Below are 22,850 nucleotides of genomic sequence, written 5' to 3' on the forward strand. Positions count from 1 at the left end.
CAGCATGATCACTTAGCATGTGATGATGACCACTCTTCATGAGCTCGCGGACCGGTACGTGGACGAGATGGCGGCGCTGGACCCGTGCCTGGCGGCGCCGATGGGCATCGCGGGCCAGGAGGCGCACCTGACCGATTTCAGTCCCGAGGGGGCGCAGGCCCGCACGGATCTGGCGCGGCGGACGCTGGCGGAGCTGGCCGCGGTGCCGGTGGCGGGTGATGCGGAGCGGGTCGCGGCGGCGGTGCTGCGCGAGCGGCTTGAGGTGGATCTGGAGGTCGCGGGGTCGGGGCTGTGTGACGCGTTGCTGGACACCACCGACGGGCCGCTGCACCGGCTGCGGCTGGCGGTGGAGTTGCTGGACCAGGGCGCGGCGACGCCGTGGGAGGCGATGCTGGCGCGGTTGTCGGGGTTGCCGAAGGCGCTGGCGGGGCTGCGGGTGAGCCTGGAGGCCGCGCGGGGCCGGGGGCGGGTGGCGGCGCTGCGGCAGGTGGAGCGCAATGTGGAGTCGGCGTTGCGGACCCCTGACTATCTGGCGGGGCTGCCGGGCGGGTACGGGAGCGGGCCGTTGCGGGCCGCGCTGGACGCGGCGGTGCGCGACGCCGGCCGCGCGCTGGGCGAGTTCGCCGATTTCCTGCGGCGTGACCTGGCGCCGCACGCGCCCGAGCGGGACGCGCTGGGCCGTGACCGGTACGCGCTGGGTGTGCGTGACTTCCTGGGGACGCGGCTGGATCTGGAGGAGACCTACGCCTGGGGGTGGGAGGAGCTGGCGCGGGTGGAGGCGGAGATGGCCGCCGCGGCGGGTCAGGTCCGTCCCGGGGAGAGTGTGGCGGCGGTGCGGGCGGCGCTGGACGCCGACCCGGCGTATCGGATTTCGGGGGCGGCGGCGTTCCGCGACTGGATCCAGGAGCTGGCCGACCGGGCGATCGCCGATCTGGACGGCGCGCACTTCGACATTCCGGCGCCGCTGCGGCGCATCGACTGCCGGATCCCGCCGACCGAGTCGGGCATCTACTACCTGGCTCCGGCCGAGGATCTGTCGCGTCCGGGAACGGTGTGGTGGACCGTGCCGGACCCGGAGCAGGACGTGGTGACGTGGACGGTGCCCGGCACGATGTTCCATGAGGGCGTCCCGGGTCATCATCTGCAGCTGGGTGTCACGACGTTGAACACCACCACGCTGAACCGGTTCCAGCGGTTGTCGTGCGAGCTGCATCCGGGGCACTGCGAGGGGTGGGGGCTGTACGCCGAGCGGCTGATGGACGAGCTGGGGTACTACACCGATCCGGCGCACCGGCTGGGGATGCTGGCGGGCGGGCAGCAGCTGCGGGCGGCGCGGGTGGTGGTGGACATCGGGATGCATCTGGAGCTGCCGATCCCGGCCGGGTCGGGGTTCCATGAGGGGGAGCGGTGGACGGCGGCGCTGGGCCGGGAGTTCCTGACGGCGCATTCGGGTGCGGAGTCGCCGGCGTTCGTGGCGTTTGAGATCGACCGGTATCTGGGTCGTCCGGGGCAGGCCATCGCCTACAAGCTGGGGGAGAAGGTGTGGCTGGAGGCGCGGGAGGCGGCGCGGCGGCGTGAGGGCGCGGCGTTCGATCTCAAGGCGTTCCACAAGCGGGCGCTGGATCTGGGGCCGATGGGTCTTGATCTGCTGCGCGCCGAGCTGGGCCGCGGCTGAGCGCCGGTTACAGCAGGGTGCGGGTGGCGGCGCCGATGGCCGTGACGGCGTCGGCGGCCGCGCGGGTGAAGGAGGTCCATCCCAGGTAGCCGTGGTCGAGGCCGGTGCCGGGGATGAGGGCGACGGGGACGCCCGCGTCGCGCAGGCGGGCGGTGTAGGCGTGGGCCTGCGCGGCGAGCGGGTCGTGCTCGGCGGCGGCGATGACGGCGGGCGGCAGCCCGGTCAGGTCGGGCGCGGCCAGTGGCGAGGCGTGCGGGTCGGCGGGGTCGGCGCCGCGCAGGTAGGTCCGTACGACGCGTTCCAGGCCGCCGTGCGGGAAGCGCAGGCCGTCGGGGTCGGGCTGCGGGTCCGGGACGGTCCGCAGGTCCAGGGCGGGGTAGATCAGCAGCTGCGCGGCGGGCGCGTCGGGGGTGCCGCGCAGCCGCAGCGTGGCGGCGGCGGCGAGCTGGGCCCCGGCGCTGTCGCCGGCGACGCCGACGCGCGCGGGGTCCAGGCCGAGGGCGGTGGCGTGGCCGCGGACGTGGGTGAGGGCGGCGACGGTGTCGTCCAGGGCGGCGGGGAAGGGGTCTTCGGGTGGGCGGCGGTACCCGACGGACACGAACGCGACGCCGGAGGCGGCGGCCAGGGCCCGCACGACGGGGTCGTAGGAGTCGACGTCGCCCAGCGCCCATCCGCCGCCGTGCAGGTACACCAGGGCGGGGGAGGCGTCCCGGGTGGGTTCGGGGTCGTACAGGCGGGCGGGCAGCGGTCCGGCGGGGCCGGTCAGGGTGAGGTCCTGGACGCGGGCGACCGGGACGCGCGGGGAGCGGGCCAGGTCGGCGGCGTGGTGGCGGCGGGCCGCGTCGATCCCCCGGCCCGCGGGGGGTGGCGCGGCCAGGCGGCGGCGCATGAACGCCAGGTGTTCGGGGTCGCGTCCCGCGCGGTCGCTCACCGGGACGCGGTTCCGGCCGGGCCGGGACGTGCTCGTGCGGTCCGTGGTCGTGCGGTCATCAAGGGGTCGCCTCCCGCTGTCTACCGTCAGGTAACCATGGAACTTGCCATAGTGGCGCTCAAAGCTCCAGCAGCGACCAGGGGAGGGGTGGGGGAGGAGGTGCGGCTGCGCGGCGGCGGCCTGGATCACGTCCCGGTGTCGTTGCGCGCGATGCCGCGGCTGCTGCACCTGGATCTGCGCTCCAACGCGCTGACGTCGCTGCCGGGTTGGGTGGCCGACCTGCCCGCGCTGGAGCGCCTGGATGTGCGGTGGAACCCGCTGCGCGTCCCGCCCGCCCTGGCTGCCGCGCTGGAACGGCGCGGCTGCGTCGTGCACCACTGAAAACCCGTTGCCGCCGCCGGTGTTGCCCGGGCACGCTGGAACCCACCACGACACCAGAGAAAGAGAAAAGAAGGGGGCGGGATGGCCAGGCGACGACGGCGCGGCGCCCGCTCCCGGGCACGCTGACCCTCCTTTCTTTGACCGCGCGCGTGTGTGGCGCGTGCGTGTCCTCGTGGCCCAATGGACAAGGCACCGGCCTCCGAAGCCGGGGACGCAGGTTCGACTCCTGCCGGGGACACCCAGACGTCCGGCCGCTGGTCCCGCGCGTGCTCGCCGCGGTGCGGCTTCGCCCCGATGCGACCCCTTGAAGGGATCTTTGCCCGTTTAGGCCGGGCCATTGGGGTACGGGGTGGTGCATACCCCCGACAGAACAAGGAGATGGACACCATGACTGGTGCCGTAGCCCAGCGGACGTCCGGCACCGAGTACCAGCGGCAAGGCAGCGGGCTGGTCGACGTCGTCGACCTGATCCTGGAGAAGGGCCTGGTCATCGACATCTACGCCCGCGTCGCGCTGGTCGGGATCGAGATCCTCACCGTCGACGTGCGGATCGTGGTCGCCAGCGTCGACACCTACCTGCGCTTCGCCGAGGCCGTCAACCGCCTGGACCTGACCCAGACCGGCACCGCCAAGGGCCTGCCGGAGATGGTCGGCGACATGCAGCAGACCGGCGCCGGCAACAAGGCCAAGGGCGCCCTGCAGGGCGCCGGCGAGGCCATCAAGGACACCTTCACCTCCTCCGAGTCCGAGAAGCGGCCCGCGCGCCGCCGCTCCACCAAGAAGGAGGACGACGCATGACCGCCCCCCACGCCGCGCTGGACGGCGCCGCCGCGCCGCCCGCCCCGCAGTACGTGTACGGGATCACCCGTTCCGGCATCACCCTGCCCGAGGGGCTGACCGGGCTGGACGAGCGGCCGGTGCGGCTCATCGAGCACGGCCCGTGCGCCGCGGTGACGGGCGATCTGCCGCAGAACCGGCCTCTGGGCGAGCGCGCCGACCTCATCGCCCATGAACGCGTCCTGGAAAGCCTGGTCAACACCGGCGTGGCGGTGCTGCCGTTCCGGTTCGGCGCCGCGCTGGCCGCGCCCGCCGCCGTCCGCGAGGAGCTGCTGGCCGGCAACGCCGACCGCCTCACCGAGATCGTCGACCGGGTCGACGGGCATGTCGAGCTGCGGCTGCGCGGTTCCTATGTGCAGGAGACGGTGCTGCGGGAGGTCCTGTCGGCCGAACCGCAGATCGCCGACCTGAACCGGGCCCTGCGCGACCTGCCCGAGGACGCCACCCACTACGAGCGGATCCGCCTGGGCGAGCTCATCGCCCAGGCGCTGCGGGCCCGCCGCGACCAGGACGCCCAGGCGGTGATGGAGGTGCTGGAACCGGCCGCCGAGGCCGTGGTGCGGCGCCCCCCGGCCCGCGAGGAGGACGTCCTGGACGCGGCGTTCCTGGTCCGCGCCGACCGCCGCGAGGCGTTCGCCGACCTGGTCGCCGGGCTGGCCCGCGATCACGACGGACGCGTCCGGCTGCGCCTGGTCGGGCCGCTGCCGCCCTACGACTTCGTCCCGGAGGCGTGAGAACCGTGGGACTGTTCACCGGCCTGCTCACCCTGCCGCTGGCGCCCGTCCGCGGCGTGGTGTGGATCGCCGAGGTCCTCACCGAGCAGGCCGAGGCGCAGCTGTACGACCCGGCCCGCATCGCCGCCGAGCTGCGCGCGCTGCCGGACATGGTCGCCGACGGCGAGATCACCCAGGACGAGGCCGCCGCCCGCGAGGACGAGCTGTTCGACCGCCTCACCCGCGCCACCTTCATCAACGCCGACAGGGGAGCGTGAACCCGAGATGCTCGCCGCCACCGACGCCGCCCGCGCCGCCGCCGACCATGTCACCGCGCTCACCGGCCGCCCCGCCGAGTCGATCGTGGGCCTGCGCCGCAACGACACCAGCGCCAGCAACGGCGACAGCGGCGGCGAGGTCGGGGACGGCGGCGGGTGGCTGGTGACGGTGGAGGTCGTCGAGGTGCACCGCATCCCCGACTCCGCCGACATCCTCGCCGTGTACGACACCGAGATCGACGGCGACGGCGAGCTGGTGTCCTGCCGGCGCGCCCGCCGCTACGCCCGCGGACACGTGGGGAAGGAGTAACCGTTGAGCGAGATCTCCTGGACCGGCGGACGCAACCCCGCCCGCGCCGCGGCCGCGGCGCCCGGCGGGCCACCGGCCACGGCGAACCTGGCCGACCTGCTGGAACGCATCCTGGACAAGGGCATCGTCATCGTCGGTGACATCCGGGTCAACCTCCTGGACATCGAGCTGCTGACGATCCGGCTGCGGCTGCTGGTCGCCTCGGTGGATCGCGCCAAGGAGATGGGCATCGACTGGTGGGAGCACGACCCCACCCTGTCCTCCCGCGCCCGACCCGCCCTCAGCGACGGCGACGGCGAGGGGGAGCAGGAGGCGTTGCTGGCCGAGAACCGCCGCCTGCGCGAGCGCCTGGCCGCGCTGGAACCGGCCAACGGCGAACAAGGCGCCCGCCGCGCCGAGGGGAGGGACGCATGACCGACCAGGCCGTCTACATGTACGCCGTCGCCCGCGACCTGGATCCGGGCGTGCTGGCCGGGGTCACCGGCGTGGCCGGCGAACCCGTCCGCGCCGTCGCCGACGGCCGCCTGAGCGCGCTGGTCGGCACCGTGCCCACCGGCGAGTACGGCGAGGACGCCCTGCGCGCCAACCTGGAGGACCTGGCGTGGCTGGAGGCCACCGCCCGCGCCCACCACGACGTCGTCGATCGCGCCGCGCACGTCGCCGCGACCGCCCCGGTCCGCATCGCCACCCTGTACCGCGACGACGCCCGCGTCGCCGCGCTGCTGGCCGAGCGGCACGAGCAGTTCGACCGGGTCCTGGCCGGGGTCACCGGCCGGTCCGAATGGGGCGTCAAGGCCTATTCCCACCCCGATCCGCAGCCGAAGACGCCGGTGGCGGAGGAGCCGCCACCCGACACTGGAACCGGCGCCGGGGCGGGGGTGGGGACGGCGTATCTGCGGCGCCGCCAGGCCGCGCAGCGCGCCCGCCACGACGCCCACCGCCGCGACGCCGCCCAGGCGCAGGCCGTGCACGCCGAGCTGTGCGAGCACGCCCTGGCCTCGCGGACGCACCCGCCGCAGGACCCGCGCCTGTCGGGCCGCGACGGCACCCCGATCCTGAACGTGGCGTACCTGCTGGACGACGACCACGCGGACGCGTTCGCCGCCGCCGTCGGCGACATCGACGCGCGGCTGCCCGGCGTCACCGTGGAGCTGACCGGCCCGTGGCCGCCGTACTCGTTCATCGAGGGCATCGGGGAGGCGCCGTGACCGTCCCCGTCCACGACACCCTCACCCCCGGGACGGGGGCGGGCGGGCAGCAGGTCGCGCTGGTGGACCTGCTGGACCGGTTGCTGGCCGGCGGCGTCGTCATCGCCGGCGACGTGGTGATCTCCATCGCCGACATCGACCTGGTCCACATCAGCCTCCGCGCCCTGATCACCTCGGTGCGCGAGGAACTGCTCCCGGACGTGCCCCGATGACGCCCCGGCACAACGGCCACGGCGGGGCGGGGGAGCGGGTGCGGACCGCGTCCCGCGAAACCTTCCACCAGGCGCTGGCCGAACCCGCGCCGCGGCGGCCCGCGGCCGGGCCGGGCACGCTGGCGCAGCGGCTGCGCGCCGACCCCGAGACCGTCGAACGCGACCTGGTCAAGCTGGTGCTGACGCTGGTCGAGCTGATCCGGCAGCTGATGGAACGCCAGGCGCTGCGCCGCGTGGAGGGCGGTGACCTCACCGACGAGCAGGCCGAGCTGCTCGGCCTGGCGCTGATGCGGCTGGAGGAGGCGATGGAACGGCTCAAGGACCACTTCGGCCTGGACGACGGCGACCTCAACCTCGACCTGGGTCCCCTGGGCCCGCTGCTGCCCGACCCGTAAAGCCGGGCTGGGATACTGGGGCATGAGCACCCTCACTCTTCCCGGCGCGATCGAGCTGCCCGACGGGACCCGCGTGCGCGGACGCGGCCTGCGCCGTCCCGCACCCCAGGGCCCGGACCCCGAATACGGCCTCTACCTGGGGTCGCGGCGGCTGCGGCGCCGCCACGCCCCGGCCCTGACCTGGCCGTGCGCGTGGATCGACTGGCCGGACTTCCTGCTGCCCCGCGACGGCGACGACGCCATCGCCAAGATCGGCGACCTGCACGCCCGCGCCCGCGGCGGCGCCGCCGCCGAGGTCGCCTGCGGGGGAGGCGTCGGCCGCACCGGCACCGTCATCGCCTGCCTGGCCGTCCTGGCCGGAACCGACCCCGCCGACGCCGTCGCCTGGACCCGCGCCCACTACCACCCGCGCGCGGTCGAGACGCCGTGGCAACGCCGCTGGATCGCCCGCTTCCCCCGCCCGTAACCCCCGGGGCGGGTCAGGTCGTCAGGAGTTCGGCGTCCCACAGGTCGCGGTAGGGGCCCGGCACCGCCAGCAGCGCCGCGTGCCGGCCCCGCTGCACCACCCGGCCCCGGTCCAGCACGACCACCTCGTCGGCCTCGCCGAGCGCCGCCAGGCGGTGCGTCACCAGCAGCAGCGTCCCGCCGCCCGGCGCGGCCAGCAGCTCACCGGTGATCGCGTCGGCCGTCGCGGGGTCCAGCGCCTCGGCGGGCTCGTCCAGCACCAGCACCGGCGGGTCGGCCAGCAGCGCCCGCGCCAGCAGCAGCCGCTGCCGCTGCCCGCCCGACAGGCCGTGGCCGCCCGCCCCGACGAGGGTGTCCCACCCGTCCGGCAGGTCCCGCACCACCTCGGTGAACCGGGCCCGCCGGGCCGCCGCGTCCAGCTCCCGCTGCGACGCGCCGGGACGCGCCAGCAGCAGGTTCGCCCGGACGGTCCCGGCGAACACGTGCGCGTCGTGCGTCAGGCCCCGCACCGCGTCCGGCGCGTCACCGGGCGGCACCCCGCCGACCAGCACCGCACCGCCCGACAGGGGGGCCTGACCGGTCAGCAGCCCCAGCAGCGTGCTCTTGCCCGCGCCGCTGGCGCCGACGACCGCCACGCGGCGGCCCCGCTCCACCGCCAGGTCCACCCCGTCCAGCGCGACCGTCCCGCCAGGGAACACCACCCGCGCCCCCAGCAGCTCCACCGGCAGCGGCCCCACCGCCACCGCCACGGCCGGACGCGGCGCCGCAACCGGGACCGGGGTCCGCAGCAGCGCCGCGATCCGCCGCGCCGCCGGGAGCACCGCACGCAGCCGCGCCGCCGCGTCGGCCAGCGGCAGCACCGACTCGACCGCGACCAGCGCCACCAGCGCCAGCACCGCCACCGCGACCTGGTCGCCGCCCGCCCGCAGGCCCGCCCACGCCACCGCCGCGACCGTCACGCCCTGCACCACCACTCCCGCCGCCGCCACCAGCGCCGCCACCCGCCACGCGGACCGCTCGGCCCGCGCCAGCCGCGCCGCCGCGCCGTCGGCCACCCGCGTGAACCGCCCGGCCGCGCCGAACACCGCCAGGTCCGCCGCGCCCTCGGTCACATCCAGCGCCGCCACCGCCAGCTCCCGCCGCGCCACGTCCGCACGCGCCGCCGCCCGGCCCCCCGCGGCCGCCGCCGCCACCGGCAGCGCCACACCCGCCACCAGCACACCCACCGCCAGCACCACCGCCGCCGCGGGCGCGACCGCCGCCCCCACCGCGATCGCCGCGGCGCCGGTCACCGCCGCCGCCACCGCCGGAAGCACGCACCGCAGCAGCAGATCCTGCACCGCCTCCACATCCGACACCATCCGCGTGAGCCACTCACCATCACGCCCGCCACGGTCGTGGCCCTGGCCGGTGGCCAGGGCGTCGAACACCCGGCCCCGCAGCTCCGCCAGCACCCGCAACGCCACGTCATGGCCCGCCAGCCGCTCCACATACCGCAGGCCGCCCTTGCCCAGCGCGAACGCCCGCACCGCCACGATCGCCACCGACAGCACCGCCAGCCCCGGACGCTGCGACGCCCGCGCGATCAGCCACGCCGCCGACGCCACCAGCCCCAGCCCGCACAGCTGCGCCGCCGCGCCCGCCAGCGCCGCCGCCACCAGCCGCGCCGCGTGCGGGCGCACCACGCCCCACCAGCCCGCCGCCGCGGCGCTCACGCCGCCGCCCCCCGGCCCCCGCGGCCCTCGGCCACGCGCCCGGCCTCCAGCCGCACCACCCGGTCCGCCACCGCCACCAGCGCCGGACGATGCGCCACCAGCACCGCCGTCCGCCCCGCCAGCAGCCGCGCCGCCGCCTCCACCAGCAGCCGCTCACTACGCAGATCCAGCCGCGCCGTCGGCTCGTCCATCAGCATCACCGGCGCGCCCGTCACATACGCGCGCGCCACCGCCAGCCGCTGCCGCTCACCGCCCGACAACCCCGCGCCGCCCTCGCCCAGCACCGTCGCGAACCCCGCCGGCAGCGCCCGCACGAACCCGCCCGCGCCCGCCGCGTCGGCCGCCGCCCGCACCGCCGCGTCACCGGCGTCCGGCGCGCCCAGCCGGATGTTGTCGGCCACCGACGCCGCGAACAGATGCGGACGCTGCGGCACCCACCCCAGCCGCGCGCGCCACGCGTCCAGATCCAGATCGGCCAGGTCGACCCCGTCGACCAGCACCCGCCCCGACGACGGCGCCACCAGCCCCGCCAGCACCAGCAGCAGCGTCGACTTGCCCGCGCCCGACGGGCCCGTCACCGCGACCCGCTCACCCGGCCGCACCCGCAACGACACCTCCCGCAGCGCCGCCCCCACCGCGCCGGGGTAGCGGACCGTCACGCCCTCCAGCACGATCTCCGGCGCTCCCGCCCCCGGCACCGCCGTGCCGCCGCGGCGCGGCACGGGGGAGTCCAGCACCTCCAGGACCGCGCCCGCCGCCGCCACACCCTCCGCGCTGGCGTGGAACCGCGCCCCCAGCGCCCGCAACGGCAGATACACCTCCGGCGTCAGCACCAGCACCGCCAGCCCCGTCGCCAACGCCATCTCACCCTCCAGCAACCGCAACCCCACCGGCACCGCCACCAGCGCCACCGACAGCGCGCACACCAGCTCCAGCACCAGCGCCGACACGAACGCCACCCGCAGCGCCCGCGCCGCCGCCCGCCGATGCGCCCCGGCCAGCTCGCGCACCACCCGCGACTGGTGCCCCGCCCGCCCGAACGACCGCAGCGTCGGCAACCCCGCCAGCACGTCCCGGAAATGGCCGCCCAGCCGCTCCAGCGCCCCCCACTGCCGTCCCGTCAGCTCCGCCGTCCGCGACCCCACCAGCACCCCGAACACCGGCACCAGCGGAACCGTCACCGCCACCACCACCGCCGACGGCCAATCCACCACCACCAGCCACCCCAGCACCACCACCGGCACCACACGCGCCGACAGCAACTGCGGCACATACCCGGTGAAGAACGGGTCGACCGCGTCCAGGCCCCGCGTCAGCAGCGTCACCCGCCCCCCGGCCGCACCCGCCGGACGGCGCAGCAGCCCGCCCCGCAGCTCCCGCTTCACCCCCGCCGCCACACTCCCCGCCACCAGCGACCCGCACCAGCCCACCACCGCACGCACCGCCACCACGCCCGCCAGCACCACCAGCAGACCCGCGTCCAGGCCCGCCACCGCCCGCGCCAGCACCTCCGCCGCCACCACCAGCAGCACACCCCGCGCCACCGCCACCCCGGCCAGCGCCGCCACCGCGCCGCGCGGCACCAGCCGCAGCAGCCGCCGCTCCACCGCCTTCACCCCACACCCCCTACAGATAGGACGGGGCGTCGACCCGGCCGCGGAACACCCACCACGTCAGCGCCTGCGCCGCCACCAGCAACGGCAGCAACACCACCGTCATCACCGCCGTCACCCGCAACGCCGTCCCCGACGCCATCACCTCCCACAGCGGCAGCCGCGACCCCGCCGCCACCGCCACCCCGGCCAGCGCCACCGCCGACACCGCGTACCGGCCCGGAACCGACCCGGCCCGCGACGCCGGCACCCCCGTCAACCGCCACCGCGCGAACCCCGCGCCGTGCACCGCGAACAACCCCGCCAGCGGCAGCCCCGCCACCGACCCCGCGTTCAGGCCCGCCTCCAGATGACCGCCGCCGACCAGCAACGTCCCCAGCAGCGAACCCCACACCAGCGCCAGCACCCAGCTCCCCGCCACCACCGCCACGTCACACCCCGCACGCCACCACCGCACATCGACCCGGCCCCGCAGCCACAGCCCCATGTCCCGCACCACCCAGCCCAGCAGCAGCACCACGAACAACGGGTACAGCCCCACCAGCAGCTCATGCTCCAGCCCCGGGAACGCACCCGCCGTCACCCCGGCCGCCGCCACCAGCCACACCTCGTTCCCCAGGAAGAACGGCGCGAACGAGGCGATCACCACCCGCCGCTCCCGCTCGTCCCGGCCCAGCACCCCCAGCAGCATCCCCACCCCGATGTCCGCGCCCGCCAACACCAGGTACCCCGACACCAGCACCGCCAGCATCGCCACCGCGACGAACTCCATCACCCCACACCCCTCAACCCCACGCCCGCCCGGTTCACAGCGCCGCCGCCGGTTCCGGCTCGCTCGCCGCCGACGGCACCGCACCCAGCCGCGACCCCCGCGGGCCCCGCCGCGCGTACCGCGCCAGCAACCACACGTTCAGCACCACCAGCACCGCGAACAACCCCGTGAACGCCACGAACGACGCCGCGATCATCCCCGGCGGGACCTGCGACAACGCGTCCTCGGTCCGCAGCACCCCGTACACCGTCCACGGTTGCCGCCCCACCTCACGGAACACCCACCCGCCCAGCATCGCCACATACGGGACCGGCACCGCCGCCATCAGCACCACATGGAAGACCCGCCCCCGCACCAGCCACCGCCCGAACGGCACCTTCACCAGGCCCGCCACCGCCAGCGCCACCATCACCAGCCACGACAGCACCATCACCGCCTCACCGGCCCCGGCCAGCCCCGGCGGCAGGTAGTCACCCGGCCCGAACCGCGCCACGAACGCCGCCTGCGCCGCCAGCCCCTCCTCACTCGCGCCCCGCTTGGTCGGCTGCACATACCGCACCTGCGACCCACCGAAGATCACCACCGGCATCACCGACACCGCCACCGCCACCAGCCCCGTCCGCACCGACCGGCGGAAGAACTCCACCTCCTCGGTACGCCGGAACAGATGGAACGCGCTGACCCCCGCCATGAAGAACCCCGCCGTCAGCAACCCGCCGAACAGCACATGACCGAACGCCAGCACCGCCGTCGGATTCGCCAGCAACGCCCCCAGATCCGTCAGCCGCGCCGTCCCGTCCCGCATCACATAACCCACCGGACGCTGCAGCCACCCGTTCGCCACCAGAACGAAATACGCCGAGCAGTACGCCGTCAGCGCCACCACCCAGATCAGCACCAGATGCAGCCACCGGTTCAGCCGATCCCACCCGAAGATCCACAACCCCAGGAACGTCGACTCCACAAAGAACGCCGCCACCGTCTCCAACGCCAGCGGAACCCCGAACACCTCACCCACGACCCGCGACATCCCGCCCCAGTTCAACCCGAACTGGAACTCCATCACCAGGCCCGTCACCACCCCGACCGCATAATTGATCACATACAGCTGGCCCCAGAACCGCGTCATCCGCGCATGCACCGCACTGCGCGACAGCGTCGCCCGCGTCTGCATCAACGCCACCAGCGTCGCCAGCCCCAACGTCAACGCCACGAACACAAAGTGCGAGCCCGCCGTCAACGCGAACTGCACCCGGGCCAACACCAGCGGGTCCACACCCACGCAACCCACCCCCACACAGAACCGGACGCACCGATCCTGCGGCCCACCCCCGCCCCCGCGAATCCGGCCCGCGCATACACCCGCCCTGCGCGTTTCGCGCAGCCCCCCGAAACAGCCCTACATCTCAGGTTGTAGAACCCCCGCCCCGCCATACCACCAGCGCGACCACCACGAACGGAACCGACGCCACCACGAACAACACCCCCGGCCCCGCCCACAACGAACCCACCCCGTACCCCGCGAACACCAGCACCGCCACCACCTCCGACCCCAGCCCCGCCAGCGACGTCACCGTCGCCCGCGCCCCATCACCGATCCGCTCCTGCAACCGCGCGTCCGCCGCCGTCATCGCCCACCGCAACCCCCCGAACGCCACCGCCACCAGCACCAGCCCCCACGCACTTCCCCCCACCGAACCCGCCGCCAGACACAACCCCGACACCAGCACCACCGGACCGAACCACCGCACCCCACGCCCCGCCAACCAGCCCCCGACCGTGTCACCCGCCGTCACCAAACCCACCAGCAACGGCACCCCCGCACCCGCCACCCCCATCGACACCACCAGCAGCGGCACATACTCATCCATCGCCGCCGCACCCGTCACCACCACCGACAACACCAACGCCCCCCGAACCGCCGCCGACCCGCGCACCTGACCCCACCCCTCACGCACCACCGCACCCAGCGACGGCTCCACCTCACCCTCGCCGCGGGGCCCGCGCGTCTCCGGCATCGACCACCCCGCCACCACCCCCAGCACGCACACCCCCACACTCGCCGCACCCACACCCCCGAACCCCGCCACACCCAGCACCGGAGCCGCCACCACCGACGCCACCATCACCGCCAGCGCCGCCACCGCCTCCGAACGCCCCATCAACCCCGCATACGACCCCGACGCCCCCACCCGCGCCAGCTCCTCGAACACCAGCGCCTGCATCGTCCCCGACCGCAACGCCGACCCCAGCCCCCACAGCACGAACCCCACCGCGAACGCCCAATACGCCGGAACCACCGTCCACAACCCGAACCCCGCCCCGCACAGCACCGGCGCCACCATCAGCAACCGCCGCCGCGACACCACATCCGCCCACACCCCCGACGGCACCTCGAACACCACCGCCGTCACCGACCAGATCACGAACAACGACGAGATCTGCGCCGCCGACAACCCCGCACCCGCGAACAACACCGCGTACACCGGATACAGAAGAACGAAATCCTCCAGAAACGCGTACACGTACAACCGCCGCGCCAGCCCCGCCTCCGGCCGCCGCACCACCCGCTCCACACCCACCGACATCCCGCCGCTCCCTCGTCACCGTCCCGAACCCGCCAGCCGTCACGTGCCGGGAGACCAGGGAGGACCACGAGCGCACACCAGAGGCAGACCAGACCCGAACGGCAGCCGCCGAACCGGCCACGGCGCGAACCAACGACGCCGACGCGGCCGGGCAGGGGACAGGCACGACGCCGCGCGCCGGACAACGCACGCGCACGCGGCGGGGGAGCGGGGGAGGACACGGCGGAACGACCACGCCGCGAAACAGACCAGCTGTGCTGGACGACACGCCCACCAGCCGACTAGCCGGAGGCGATCACACCGAACGGTTGAGGATCAACATCGCCAGGTCATACCCGGCACCCTACCCGGCACGGCACCACCCTCTGATGCCACCCGACCGCCGAAGCGGGCCCCCGCCGTTCAGCCGAGCCCCAGGTGCCTGGCCAGGACCGCCACCTGATCGGCGAACCGGTCGAGGAACTCGGGCGAGCGCGGGTCGACGCCGCAGGTGCTTTCGACGACGTGCGGCAGCGTGGTGGGCGCCATCGTCATCGCCATCAGCATGACCACCAGGCAGGCCGGATCGAGATCGGCGGGCAGCTCACCCGCCTCCTGCAGTTTCCGCAGCTCGTCGATGGTGTCGGCGAACATCCCGGTCGACGGAGGCGCGTCGGACCCGGTGTACTCGAGCCCGTTCCAGGCCAGCAGGCGGACCCCCCCACGAACCGCCCCAACCGCGCCAGATGATCCCCCCGCGACCGCGTGTCCGCCTCCAACGCCAACCGCCCCACCCGCCGCAACGCCGCCTCCGGCCCCGCACCCTGATCACCAAGGATCGCGAACACCGTCCCCATCACGGGGGTCGACCAGCATCGGAACGAAAAGTCTCGTTAGGCGGTCGTTCCGGCTGACGCTGGCGTGACATTCCGTTCCGATGTGCGTGTCCGTTAGGGAATGGGCTACTGCAACAAGTCGATCATGCTCGGTCGTGGACCAGCGCCAGGCGTTGAGCTGCGGGTCGCTATCCAAGTGGTGCGTCGTCGTCTCGGCGATGAGTTCCGCGAGCCCGCGGAGTCTGAACTGGCGGCCGACGTAACCTCGCCACCGGTGTCCGGGGTCCGCGGACTGCCGCTCACCCCCGACGACTTCCTGCGCTGACGGCGGGATCCGGGAGTTCGGCGTTCGGTGACCCGAGGCCCGGCGACACGGTATCCGGCGGCCCGGGGTCCTGTGGCGCCGGATACCGCACGGCTGCGGGAAAGCAGCGCAGCAGTGCGGCGAGCCGCGCGGTATCGCCCGCCACCTCGGTGTCTGCCCGCTCGACGGCGTCGTGCAGCGCCGCACCGGCGAACACCAGATCGCGCAATGTCGCCGCCTCCGGCACGTTCAGCCACGCCTCGGGTTCGGCGTGCTCACCGCGGTCCAGCTCGAGGCGCCCGCCCGCAACGGTGATGCGGAACCGATCGCCCGCGACGTCCAGCTGGCAGCGCAGCGACAGCTTACCCGCCAGTGCCGGATCGAAGGTGGCGCGCAGGGCGAACAGCAGCGCGTCGACGCTCAGTTCCGCCGCGCCGTCCTCGGGCAGCGGTGCGCGGCTGCCCCAGTGGGCGAGCGCGCGGAGCACGGGCTCCAGTTCCTGCCCACGCTCGGTGAGTTCATACACGGCGGCGGGCGCAGGCGGTCCCAGGCGCCTTCGTCGCACCAGGCCGTCGGCTTCGAGCTCGCGCAACCGCTGCGCGAGGACGTTCTGGCTCATCTGCGGCAGCCCGCGGTGCAGGTCGGAGTAGCGCTTCGGGCCGAAGACCAGCTCCCGCACGACGAGCAACGCCCACCGCTCGCCGACCGCGTTCAGCGCTCGCGCGATGCCGCAGGGGTCGTCGAACAGCCGCTTCTTGCTCATGCACCCGAGTGTACTTGCACACCAGGTGTGAATGCTCCTAAATTAGGAGTGTGAACACTGTGACCTCCGTCGACGGCACCACCATCGGCTACACACGGCACGGCGACGGGCCCCGGTGATCCTGGTCGGCGGCGGTCTCGACGACGGAACGGAGAACGCCCCACTCGCCGAGGCGCTGGCCGCGCACCGCACCGTGCTCAACTAATCCGTTCGCAACACCGAGAGAAGGAATCGAACCCATGGGAAAGCTCGCGATCGAGACGAGAGGGTTGAAGAAGAGCTTCGGCGAGACTCACGCGGTCGCCGGTGTGGACCTGGCCATGAGCGCCGGGGGGCGTGTACGGCGTGCTCGGTCCGAACGGGGCGGGCAAGACCACCGCGATCCGCATGCTGGCCACGCTCCTGCACCCCGACGCCGGAGAGGCGCAAGTGCTCGGCTACGACGTCGTGCGTGACGCCCGGGCGGTGCGGAGCAGGGTGGGCCTCACCGGGCAGTTCGCGTCGGTCGACGAGGACCTCACCGGGGTGGAGAACCTGTTGCTGCAACTCCGACAACCCGGCCCACTCGGCCAACGCCCTAACCGGTACAAGGCCCGGAACTCCTGAAACTGGCCCGAAGTGCAAGTGACGGAGGGGGCAGCCCACGTCGGTGTGAGCTGGGTTTACACCGGTGCTTTAGGTTCCGGGGTCATGCGGGACAAGATGGGGACACGACAAGGAGAGACGATGAGCGAGCTGACCACCACGCAACCGGCTGGCACACCGACCTGGATCGACCTGGGCATCCCGGATCTCGACCGCGCGATGACCTTCTACGGCGCGTTGTTCGGTTGGGAGTTCGATGTGGGACCGGCGGAGTTCGGCCACTACACCCAGTGCTTGCTACGGGGCAGACCCGTCGCGGCCATCAGGCCGAACCCCGATCCCGACGCCACGGACTTCTGGTGGAACGTCTACTTCGCGACGGATGACTGTGACGCCGCGGCCGCCCGAGCGCGGGACGCGGGCGGCTCGATCATCACCGGTCCGATGGACGTGCTGGACCAGGGCCGGACGGCGATCATCAAGGACACCACCGGTGCGCAGTGTGGACTGTGGCAGGCCGGTGCCCACATCGGCTGCGAGATCGTCAACGAGCCGAACGCCCTGCTCCGCAACGACCTGGTCACCGCGGAATCCGGGCCCGCGCGCGACTTCTACGTCGCGGTCTTCGGCTACACGTTGGATGCCAACCCGGACATGCCCGAGCTCGACTTCACGTTCCTGCGCAGACCGGATGGCCACGAGATCGGCGGCATCGCCGGTGACCCAAAGGCCACGAAGTCCCGTTGGGGGACCTTGTTCCAGGTGGACGACGCCGATGCGGCGGCGCGGCGAGCGGTCGACGCGGGTGGGACCTCGGCCGAGCCCTACGACATGATCTACGGGCGGGTCGCTCGCATCACGGACCCGTTCGGCACGGAGTTCGATGTCGGTGCGGCGATGACGAGCTGAACCGACGGTCAGCTGGCCGAGTGGTCGAGCTCGGCAAGACGCGCGTAGATGTCGTCGGTGTGGACCTCCTCGACAAGGTGAGACCGAGGTCGGCCAGGCACCATTGCAGCACCTGCTGGCTCTGCCCGGCTACGAGGAGTACGTCCTACGGGACATCAAGGACACAAACACGCCTGCCCTCAAGCTGTACGCCAAGCTCGGATTCACAAAGTACGAGCGTCGATCCGTCCGCTTCGGGGTGTCGGTAAGACTGGTGGCACCAGGTACACGCGATTGAGTCCGCCCAGCTCAGCGGGTGGACCCTACTGATCGGTGGGCAGGCGCCCGACAGCCTCTTCGAGGTCGGTGTGGGTGGGCAAGGTGTACCGCCGGGTGGTGTCGAGTCGGGCGTGTCCGAGTAGTTCGGCGACCACGACGATGTCGACGCCGCTGCGCAGCAGGTTGGTGGCGAAGGTGTGACGCAGGGTGTGTGCGGAGACGAACGGGTGCCCGTCCTCGTCGACCAGGTCGGCGTCGAGGGCGATCTCGTCGATGAGCTGGTCGACGGCGCGGGCGGTGAGGCGGCCGCCGCGGCGGTTGAGAAACAACGCTGGGGTGTCGGCGCCGGGCCAGCCGGAGCGTTCGCGTTTCCAATCTTTGACGGCGTCGCGGGCGGTGGCGTCCAGCAGCGGGATCGTGCGGGAGACCATGCCCTTGCCGGAGCCGACTTTGACCTTGCCCTTGCGGGCGGAGATCGGCACGGCGTCGAGGTCCAGGGCGACGAGCTCGGCGACGCGTACGCCGGAGTAGAACAGCAGCCGGCCGATCGCGCGGTCCCGGGCGAGGGGGCGGCGTTCGACCGCGCGCAGGAAGCGTTTCTGTTCGCGGGCGGTCAGGGAGCGGGGGGCGAGCTTGGGGGCGGCGTCGCGGCGGATCTTCACCGGGCCGAGGCCGAGGTGCTCGTAGAAGTGGTCGAGTGCGGTGATTTGCGCGTTGACGGTGTTGTCGGCCCGCCCGAGTACGGTCTTGAGGTGGGTCTTGTAGTCGCGGACGGCGAAGTCGCGGCCGTGGCTGTCGCCGAGCGGGTCGCCGTCGGGATCACCGGCCTCCATCCAGGCCAGGAACCCCCGCACGCGTGAGTCGTAGGCGCCATCCACAGACAAACCCATACCGCCACCCTGCAACCTCAACCAAGGTTCACCTCAAGCAGGTCATGACGTCGCCCCAAGCCCGAGCCTTCATGGCGGACGCCGAAACGTCGTCCACTCGCACTACTGTCGCGGGCGATAAGGAGACCCCCCATGGCTTTCGCGAGTTACGAAGAAGCGCACGCCAAGGTGCGCGAGCTGTGCGTCGAGCACCTGGGCGAACACATCGGCGCCCAGGTCGCGGCACTGGCAAAACCCGCCTTCGCCCTGCGCCCGGCAAAGCCAGGCATCGAGCCCGCGGGCCTCGGCCGCTGGGGCGGCCCCGCGCTCCTGAATCCGGGAACGCCGTGGCCCGACTGCGACGGCATTCCGCTGAGCCTCTTCGCCGTCCTGGGACATCGACGCCCTCGGCCCCTGGCTCGCAGCCGAGGGCGGGGGAGCGGGAACACGGTAATGCTGAAGCTGCGCTCGCTCGGCAACCGGGCCACGACGGACAGTGATCGACCAACCTCGCGGCTGCTGGGCGAGCCTGGACGTCTGACGACACAGCGCGCCGACGCCGGCGAGGAGTTCAGTGTCCGGGGGCGGGAGCGCGCCGTGAGGTCATTGAGCGGGGTGGGGCAAATCAGCTCTACTTAACATAATGTACATTATCGACCAAGTGGAGGATCGCCAGAAGAGGGGGCAGAACGGGCGTGTTCGTCGGTTGTCAGGGTGTGCGGCGCAGCGGCTCGAGCGTGGCGATGTACTCGACGAGGCGGACGCCGATCTCGAAGGGCGTGTCGGGGTCGGACAGGTCCGGGTCGAGCCAGGTCTCCGAGACGCGCCGCCAGGAGTCGCGTCCCAGGAATGCTCCGGCGACGGCGTCTTTGCCCAGGGTTTCGCGCCAGGCGTTCTCGTGGGCGCGCAGTCGGGTGATCGTCGCTTCGTTGTCGGGTTCGCGGGTGTGCTCGGCGTGGAAGCCGATCTCCAGGGCGTACTCGCGGGCGTCGGTGGCGATGTCGGCGCGGATGAGCTGGGCCTCGTAGTGCTCGCGGTTGGCGGGCGCGCGGTCGCCGTACCAGGCCTTGACGCCGTTGCGGTGGACGTACAGGTGGACGGGCCCGAGTTCTCGGGGCGCCGATCCCCTGACGACCTCGCCGACCTGGTCGAACAGCGCGTCCGCGTCCACGTCCGCGACCTCCTGGATGATCTTGCCGGTGGGTGCTCCCCTTGAATCTAAGGCATCCGCGCGGGTCGCGTTCCGAGAAGTTCGTTAAACCGGACAGAAGCCACATTCTGTATGGTATCGAACGTATGTCCGATTCATGGGATCGGGTGGCTGATCGCCGCTCGCGCGAGGCGCTGGGCCAGGTCGCGTCCCGGGCAGGCGTGCGGCCCGGCGCCGTAGGGCGCCTCGGTCAGGTCGACCTCGACGGTCCTGCCGTGCGGGTCGACGCGGCGGGTGACGGGGACGGGCGGCCCCTCTCCCCCGCTTCTGAGCTGCGTGATCAGCGCGCGGGTCGCGGCGTGGGCCTGGACCAGGACGCAGATCTTCGCCGCCGCCTGCTCGTCATGGCCGCCGCAGGCCGTGGCCAGGCGCTCGACGGCGGTGTCGGCTTCCCGGGTGGCGGGCTGGTGGGGGTGGTAGGCGGTGGCGATCGTGTCGACGTCGGCGGCGAGTTCCGGCGGGAGGCCGAGCGCGGCCAGCAGGGTCGCCGTCGGGTCGGCGCCTGGCCGCGGGACGACCGTCAGCGCCGCGAGGAGATCGTCGATGAGCCGACGGCGTCGCGTGTGGGCGGGGCCATCGCTGAATCGGGCGACGTTGGCGCGCAGCCAGGCGATGCCGGTCTCGGCCGGAGGGCACTGCGGCACCGTGTAGGCGGGGTCGGTGAGGACGGTCGTTTCCATAGGCCGATGGTGGCCCCTAGGTGTTTCGATGGAGGTCGAAACGAGGGGCCGTGGCCCCGCTCCCCCAGGCTGGGTCCGGCCTCCCGCCGAATGACTGCGTCCGGGCGGTGGTGCCGCTGTGAGAAGGCTCGGTGGAGCGGGCCCGTGGTCGCGCGGGCGTCCCGTCCGGGCTTTGAGTCGCGTGCCGCGCTGGAGGGTCAGGTGGGGGTGTCCGCTGGGGGGCTGGGCTTGCGCCAGACCGGGTTGAGGCGGACGCCGAGGTTGTCCAGTTCGACTTTGTGTCCGGTGTCGCTGCGTAGTTCGACTGTGACGGGGGCGCCGGTGTCGTGTTCGACGTACAGGAGCGGTGGCTGCTGGTCGTGGAGGTACTTGTCGCCCCATTGCATCAGGCCGAGGACGGCTGGGAGCAGGTCGCGGCCCATGGCGGTGAGGACGTATTCGTCCCGGGTGCGGCCGCCTTCGTCGCGGTAGGGGCGGCGGTGGAGCAGGCCGGCTTCGGTGAGGTGGCGGAGTTGTCCGGCCACGACTCTCTCGGTGATGCCTATGCGTTGCGCGAAGGCGCTGAAGCGGGTGGTTCCGTAGTAGGCCTCGCGCAGGATCATCAGTGCCGATCGGGTTCCGACGATCTCCAGGGCCTTGACGAGGGAGCAGTGCTCCGGTTTCCAGTCGCTGAGATTCGCGAGCGGGCCTTCCATCACAGCAGCCATGCGTCTCATGCTACCCAACTCTGGCGATACCGGGGTATAGTCAGCGGCTCCCTGGCTGCACAAAGGTATAGCCAGTGCGAGGAAGGGGTTTCCCTGTGGCAGCACGGATGCCGACGGCCGGGACGCGGCCGCCGAGTCCCGGCCGCTCGACCGTCATCGTGGTCGTGCTCTGCGCGGCCTCGTTCATGGCGATGCTGGACGTCTTCGTGGTCAACGTCGCGTTCACCGACATCGGCGCCGATTTCTCCGGCTCGTCCCTGCCGGATCTCAGTTGGGTCCTCAACGGTTACACGATCGTCTACGCGGCGCTGCTGATCCCGGCCGGGCGGCTGGCGGACCGGTACGGCCGTAAGTCGGGTTTCCTCGCCGGGCTGGCTGTGTTCACGCTCGCCAGCGTGGGCTGCGCGGCCGCTCCGTCGCTGTGGTGGCTGGTGGCGTTCCGGGTGGTGCAGGCCGCCGGTGCCGCGGCGCTCACTCCGGCGAGCCTGGGGCTGCTGCTCAGCTGTCTTCCCGTTGAACGGCGTGCGGGGGCGGTGAAGGTGTGGGCGACGACGAGTTCCGTCGCGGGTGCGATCGGTCCCGTCGTCGGTGGCGCGCTGGTCCAGGTGTCCTGGCAGTGGGTGTTCCTGATCAATCTGCCCGTCGGCGTCCTGGTGTTCGCCGTGGCGGTGCGTGTCGTCGCCGATTCGCGGGACGAGTCGGTCACCCGGTTGCCCGACCTGTTCGGGGCGGTGGTGCTCGCGCTTGCCGTCGGCGCGGTGGCGCTGGGTCTGGTGCAGGGCGAGCAGTGGGGCTGGACGGACGCGATGACGGTGGGTGCCTTCGCCGTGGGCGTGCTCGGGGTCGTGTGTCTGGTCGTGCGCGTCCTGCGGCATCCGGCGCCGGTCATCGATCCGTCGCTGTTTCGGGAGCCGACCTTCGTCTGGGCCAACGTCACGGCGCTGGTGTTCTGTACGGCGTTCGGTGCGGTCTTCCCCAGTGTCGTGCTGTGGCTGCAGAACGTCGCCGGGTTCAGCGTGATCGGCACGGGTCTGGCGATCGTGCCCGGGCCGTTGATGGTGCCGGTCTTCGCGGTTGTTGGTCAGCGGCTGGCCAAGCGGATGCCGGTGGGCTTCCTGGTGGCTTTGGGGAACCTGTTGTTCTGTGCCGGTGCGGTGATGCTGGCTGTCAGCGCCTCCCCCGATGTGCGTTACGTGACTCAGGTCCTGCCCGGGTGGATCGTCATCGGCATGGGTATCGGCCTGGCGCTGCCCAGCATGATCGCTGCCGCCACCGCCGGTCTGCCGCGGGGTCAGGCGGCCACCGGCAGCGCGGTGGTGAACACCAGCCGCCAGCTCGGTTATGTCCTCGGTGTCGCCGTCCTGGTCGCCGTCGTCGGGACGATTGGCCTGTCTTTGGACGATGCGCGGACGGTCTTCCAGCACGCCTGGTGGTTCATCGCCGTCGCCGCCGCTCTCAGCGCCGTCACGGCCCTGGGCATCGCGCCCGCGGCCGGGCCGTCGTCGGCGGGTCGTCCGCGGACCGCGAACGATGCCGTTGCGTCCGGTCCCGCGAGACCCCGGCCGTGACCTTCACGCTCACCCGGTGGTGCCTCTCCCCCGCTGGCGGGCCGCGCGATCGCGGACGAGCTCCTCGAGCCGGGTGGCGTGCCGTGTGC

Annotated in this window: 26 protein-coding genes, 1 tRNA gene and 1 pseudogene; 16 read left to right on the forward strand and 12 right to left on the reverse strand. The window is 72.9% G+C overall.

Annotated elements, in window-relative coordinates:
- Positions 1–25 precede the first annotated feature (25 nt).
- Positions 26–1,675, forward strand: a complete 1,650-nt coding sequence (locus ACQPY4_RS20260) for a DUF885 domain-containing protein (RefSeq protein ID WP_433338633.1) — start codon at positions 26–28, stop codon at positions 1,673–1,675.
- A 7-nt stretch (positions 1,676–1,682) separates the two neighbouring features.
- On the opposite strand, the gene ACQPY4_RS20265 is transcribed toward ACQPY4_RS20260, so the two are convergent.
- Positions 1,683–2,606: an alpha/beta hydrolase gene (locus ACQPY4_RS20265; protein WP_433338635.1), complete on the reverse strand. Its 924-nt coding sequence runs from the start codon at positions 2,604–2,606 to the stop codon at positions 1,683–1,685.
- Positions 2,607–2,702: 96 nt separating this feature from the next.
- On the opposite strand from ACQPY4_RS20265, the gene ACQPY4_RS20270 reads away from it, so the two are divergent.
- The 11 genes from ACQPY4_RS20270 (at position 2,703) to ACQPY4_RS20320 (ending at position 7,406) form a co-directional block, all read left to right on the forward strand.
- A complete protein-coding gene (locus tag ACQPY4_RS20270; protein WP_433338637.1) occupies positions 2,703–2,987 on the forward strand; it encodes a hypothetical protein in 285 nt (94 codons plus the stop codon).
- A 166-nt stretch (positions 2,988–3,153) separates the two neighbouring features.
- Positions 3,154–3,225: transfer RNA gene (locus ACQPY4_RS20275), tRNA-Arg, on the forward strand.
- Between the two features lie 149 nt (positions 3,226–3,374).
- Positions 3,375–3,785, forward strand: coding sequence for a gas vesicle protein GvpJ (gene gvpJ, locus ACQPY4_RS20280; RefSeq protein WP_433338639.1), 411 nt, complete (start codon positions 3,375–3,377; stop codon positions 3,783–3,785).
- On the forward strand, positions 3,782–4,558 hold the full coding sequence (locus ACQPY4_RS20285; protein ID WP_433338641.1) for a GvpL/GvpF family gas vesicle protein: 777 nt from the start codon (positions 3,782–3,784) through the stop codon (positions 4,556–4,558). Before gvpJ ends, ACQPY4_RS20285 begins: the two co-directional genes overlap by 4 nt.
- Complete coding sequence (locus ACQPY4_RS20290) at positions 4,555–4,815, forward strand: gas vesicle protein GvpG (RefSeq protein WP_433338643.1); 261 nt, start codon at positions 4,555–4,557, stop codon at positions 4,813–4,815. Before ACQPY4_RS20285 ends, ACQPY4_RS20290 begins: the two co-directional genes overlap by 4 nt.
- Positions 4,816–4,822: 7 nt before the next feature.
- Entirely contained in the window at positions 4,823–5,125 is a 303-nt protein-coding gene (gene gvpO, locus ACQPY4_RS20295; RefSeq protein ID WP_433338645.1) for a gas vesicle protein GvpO, read from the forward strand.
- 3 nt (positions 5,126–5,128) lie between these two features.
- The gene (locus tag ACQPY4_RS20300; RefSeq protein ID WP_433338647.1) at positions 5,129–5,539 is read left to right on the forward strand and encodes a gas vesicle protein; all 411 of its coding nucleotides are present in this window, start codon (positions 5,129–5,131) and stop codon (positions 5,537–5,539) included.
- Positions 5,536–6,333 carry a GvpL/GvpF family gas vesicle protein gene (locus tag ACQPY4_RS20305; protein ID WP_433338649.1) on the forward strand — a complete coding sequence of 266 codons (798 nt, stop codon included), beginning with the start codon at positions 5,536–5,538 and terminating at the stop codon, positions 6,331–6,333. Before ACQPY4_RS20300 ends, ACQPY4_RS20305 begins: the two co-directional genes overlap by 4 nt.
- On the forward strand, positions 6,330–6,545 hold the full coding sequence (locus ACQPY4_RS20310; protein WP_433338651.1) for a gas vesicle protein: 216 nt from the start codon (positions 6,330–6,332) through the stop codon (positions 6,543–6,545). Before ACQPY4_RS20305 ends, ACQPY4_RS20310 begins: the two co-directional genes overlap by 4 nt.
- Positions 6,542–6,940, forward strand: a complete 399-nt coding sequence (locus tag ACQPY4_RS20315) for a gas vesicle protein K (RefSeq protein ID WP_433338653.1) — start codon at positions 6,542–6,544, stop codon at positions 6,938–6,940. Before ACQPY4_RS20310 ends, ACQPY4_RS20315 begins: the two co-directional genes overlap by 4 nt.
- A gap of 22 nt (positions 6,941–6,962) precedes the next feature.
- Entirely contained in the window at positions 6,963–7,406 is a 444-nt protein-coding gene (locus ACQPY4_RS20320; RefSeq protein WP_433338655.1) for a phosphatase domain-containing protein, read from the forward strand.
- 13 nt (positions 7,407–7,419) lie between these two features.
- On the opposite strand, the gene cydC is transcribed toward ACQPY4_RS20320, so the two are convergent.
- The 7 genes from cydC to ACQPY4_RS20355 form a co-directional block, all read right to left on the reverse strand.
- Positions 7,420–9,120 (reverse strand): thiol reductant ABC exporter subunit CydC, encoded by a 1,701-nt coding sequence (gene cydC, locus ACQPY4_RS20325; protein ID WP_433338657.1) that lies wholly within the window; start codon positions 9,118–9,120, stop codon positions 7,420–7,422.
- Positions 9,117–10,736 carry a thiol reductant ABC exporter subunit CydD gene (gene cydD / locus ACQPY4_RS20330; protein WP_433338659.1) on the reverse strand — a complete coding sequence of 540 codons (1,620 nt, stop codon included), beginning with the start codon at positions 10,734–10,736 and terminating at the stop codon, positions 9,117–9,119. Before cydD ends, cydC begins: the two co-directional genes overlap by 4 nt.
- A 10-nt stretch (positions 10,737–10,746) precedes the next feature.
- A complete protein-coding gene (locus ACQPY4_RS20335; RefSeq protein WP_433338661.1) occupies positions 10,747–11,505 on the reverse strand; it encodes a cytochrome d ubiquinol oxidase subunit II in 759 nt (252 codons plus the stop codon).
- Between the two features lie 34 nt (positions 11,506–11,539).
- The gene (locus ACQPY4_RS20340) at positions 11,540–12,787 is read right to left on the reverse strand and encodes a cytochrome ubiquinol oxidase subunit I (protein WP_433338663.1); all 1,248 of its coding nucleotides are present in this window, start codon (positions 12,785–12,787) and stop codon (positions 11,540–11,542) included.
- A 124-nt stretch (positions 12,788–12,911) separates the two neighbouring features.
- Positions 12,912–14,093, reverse strand: a complete 1,182-nt coding sequence (locus ACQPY4_RS20345) for an MFS transporter (RefSeq protein WP_433338665.1) — start codon at positions 14,091–14,093, stop codon at positions 12,912–12,914.
- Positions 14,094–14,495: 402 nt separating this feature from the next.
- The gene (locus ACQPY4_RS20350) at positions 14,496–14,783 is read right to left on the reverse strand and encodes a hypothetical protein (protein ID WP_433338968.1); all 288 of its coding nucleotides are present in this window, start codon (positions 14,781–14,783) and stop codon (positions 14,496–14,498) included.
- Positions 14,784–15,207: 424 nt separating this feature from the next.
- The gene (locus tag ACQPY4_RS20355) at positions 15,208–15,975 is read right to left on the reverse strand and encodes a winged helix-turn-helix transcriptional regulator (RefSeq protein ID WP_433338667.1); all 768 of its coding nucleotides are present in this window, start codon (positions 15,973–15,975) and stop codon (positions 15,208–15,210) included.
- Between the two features lie 239 nt (positions 15,976–16,214).
- Here ACQPY4_RS20355 and ACQPY4_RS20360 point away from each other — a divergent pair.
- Together ACQPY4_RS20360 and ACQPY4_RS20365 are read left to right on the forward strand one after the other, a co-directional pair.
- Positions 16,215–16,518 (forward strand): annotated as a pseudogene (locus ACQPY4_RS20360) (ATP-binding cassette domain-containing protein); the annotation flags it as partial.
- A 183-nt stretch (positions 16,519–16,701) separates the two neighbouring features.
- A complete protein-coding gene (locus tag ACQPY4_RS20365) occupies positions 16,702–17,469 on the forward strand; it encodes a VOC family protein (protein ID WP_433338669.1) in 768 nt (255 codons plus the stop codon).
- 302 nt (positions 17,470–17,771) lie between these two features.
- Here ACQPY4_RS20365 and ACQPY4_RS20370 read toward each other — a convergent pair whose 3' ends face one another.
- On the reverse strand, positions 17,772–18,617 hold the full coding sequence (locus ACQPY4_RS20370; protein ID WP_433338671.1) for a tyrosine-type recombinase/integrase: 846 nt from the start codon (positions 18,615–18,617) through the stop codon (positions 17,772–17,774).
- A gap of 132 nt (positions 18,618–18,749) precedes the next feature.
- Here ACQPY4_RS20370 and ACQPY4_RS20375 point away from each other — a divergent pair, with 132 nt between their 5' ends.
- Positions 18,750–19,235, forward strand: coding sequence for a hypothetical protein (locus ACQPY4_RS20375; protein WP_433338673.1), 486 nt, complete (start codon positions 18,750–18,752; stop codon positions 19,233–19,235).
- A gap of 70 nt (positions 19,236–19,305) precedes the next feature.
- Here ACQPY4_RS20375 and ACQPY4_RS20380 read toward each other — a convergent pair whose 3' ends face one another.
- The 3 genes from ACQPY4_RS20380 to ACQPY4_RS20390 form a co-directional block, all read right to left on the reverse strand.
- Positions 19,306–19,767, reverse strand: a complete 462-nt coding sequence (locus ACQPY4_RS20380) for a hypothetical protein (RefSeq protein ID WP_433338675.1) — start codon at positions 19,765–19,767, stop codon at positions 19,306–19,308.
- A gap of 134 nt (positions 19,768–19,901) precedes the next feature.
- Positions 19,902–20,486: a hypothetical protein gene (locus tag ACQPY4_RS20385; protein WP_433338677.1), complete on the reverse strand. Its 585-nt coding sequence runs from the start codon at positions 20,484–20,486 to the stop codon at positions 19,902–19,904.
- A gap of 197 nt (positions 20,487–20,683) precedes the next feature.
- Positions 20,684–21,193, reverse strand: a complete 510-nt coding sequence (locus ACQPY4_RS20390) for a winged helix-turn-helix transcriptional regulator (protein ID WP_433338679.1) — start codon at positions 21,191–21,193, stop codon at positions 20,684–20,686.
- Between the two features lie 95 nt (positions 21,194–21,288).
- On the opposite strand from ACQPY4_RS20390, the gene ACQPY4_RS20395 reads away from it, so the two are divergent.
- Positions 21,289–22,761: an MFS transporter gene (locus ACQPY4_RS20395; RefSeq protein WP_433338681.1), complete on the forward strand. Its 1,473-nt coding sequence runs from the start codon at positions 21,289–21,291 to the stop codon at positions 22,759–22,761.
- The last annotated feature ends 89 nt before the right edge of the window (positions 22,762–22,850 follow it).

It is taken from the genome of Spirillospora sp. CA-294931 (assembly GCF_050946795.1).
In the GTDB taxonomy this organism is placed as follows: Bacteria; Actinomycetota; Actinomycetes; order Streptosporangiales; family Streptosporangiaceae; genus Spirillospora.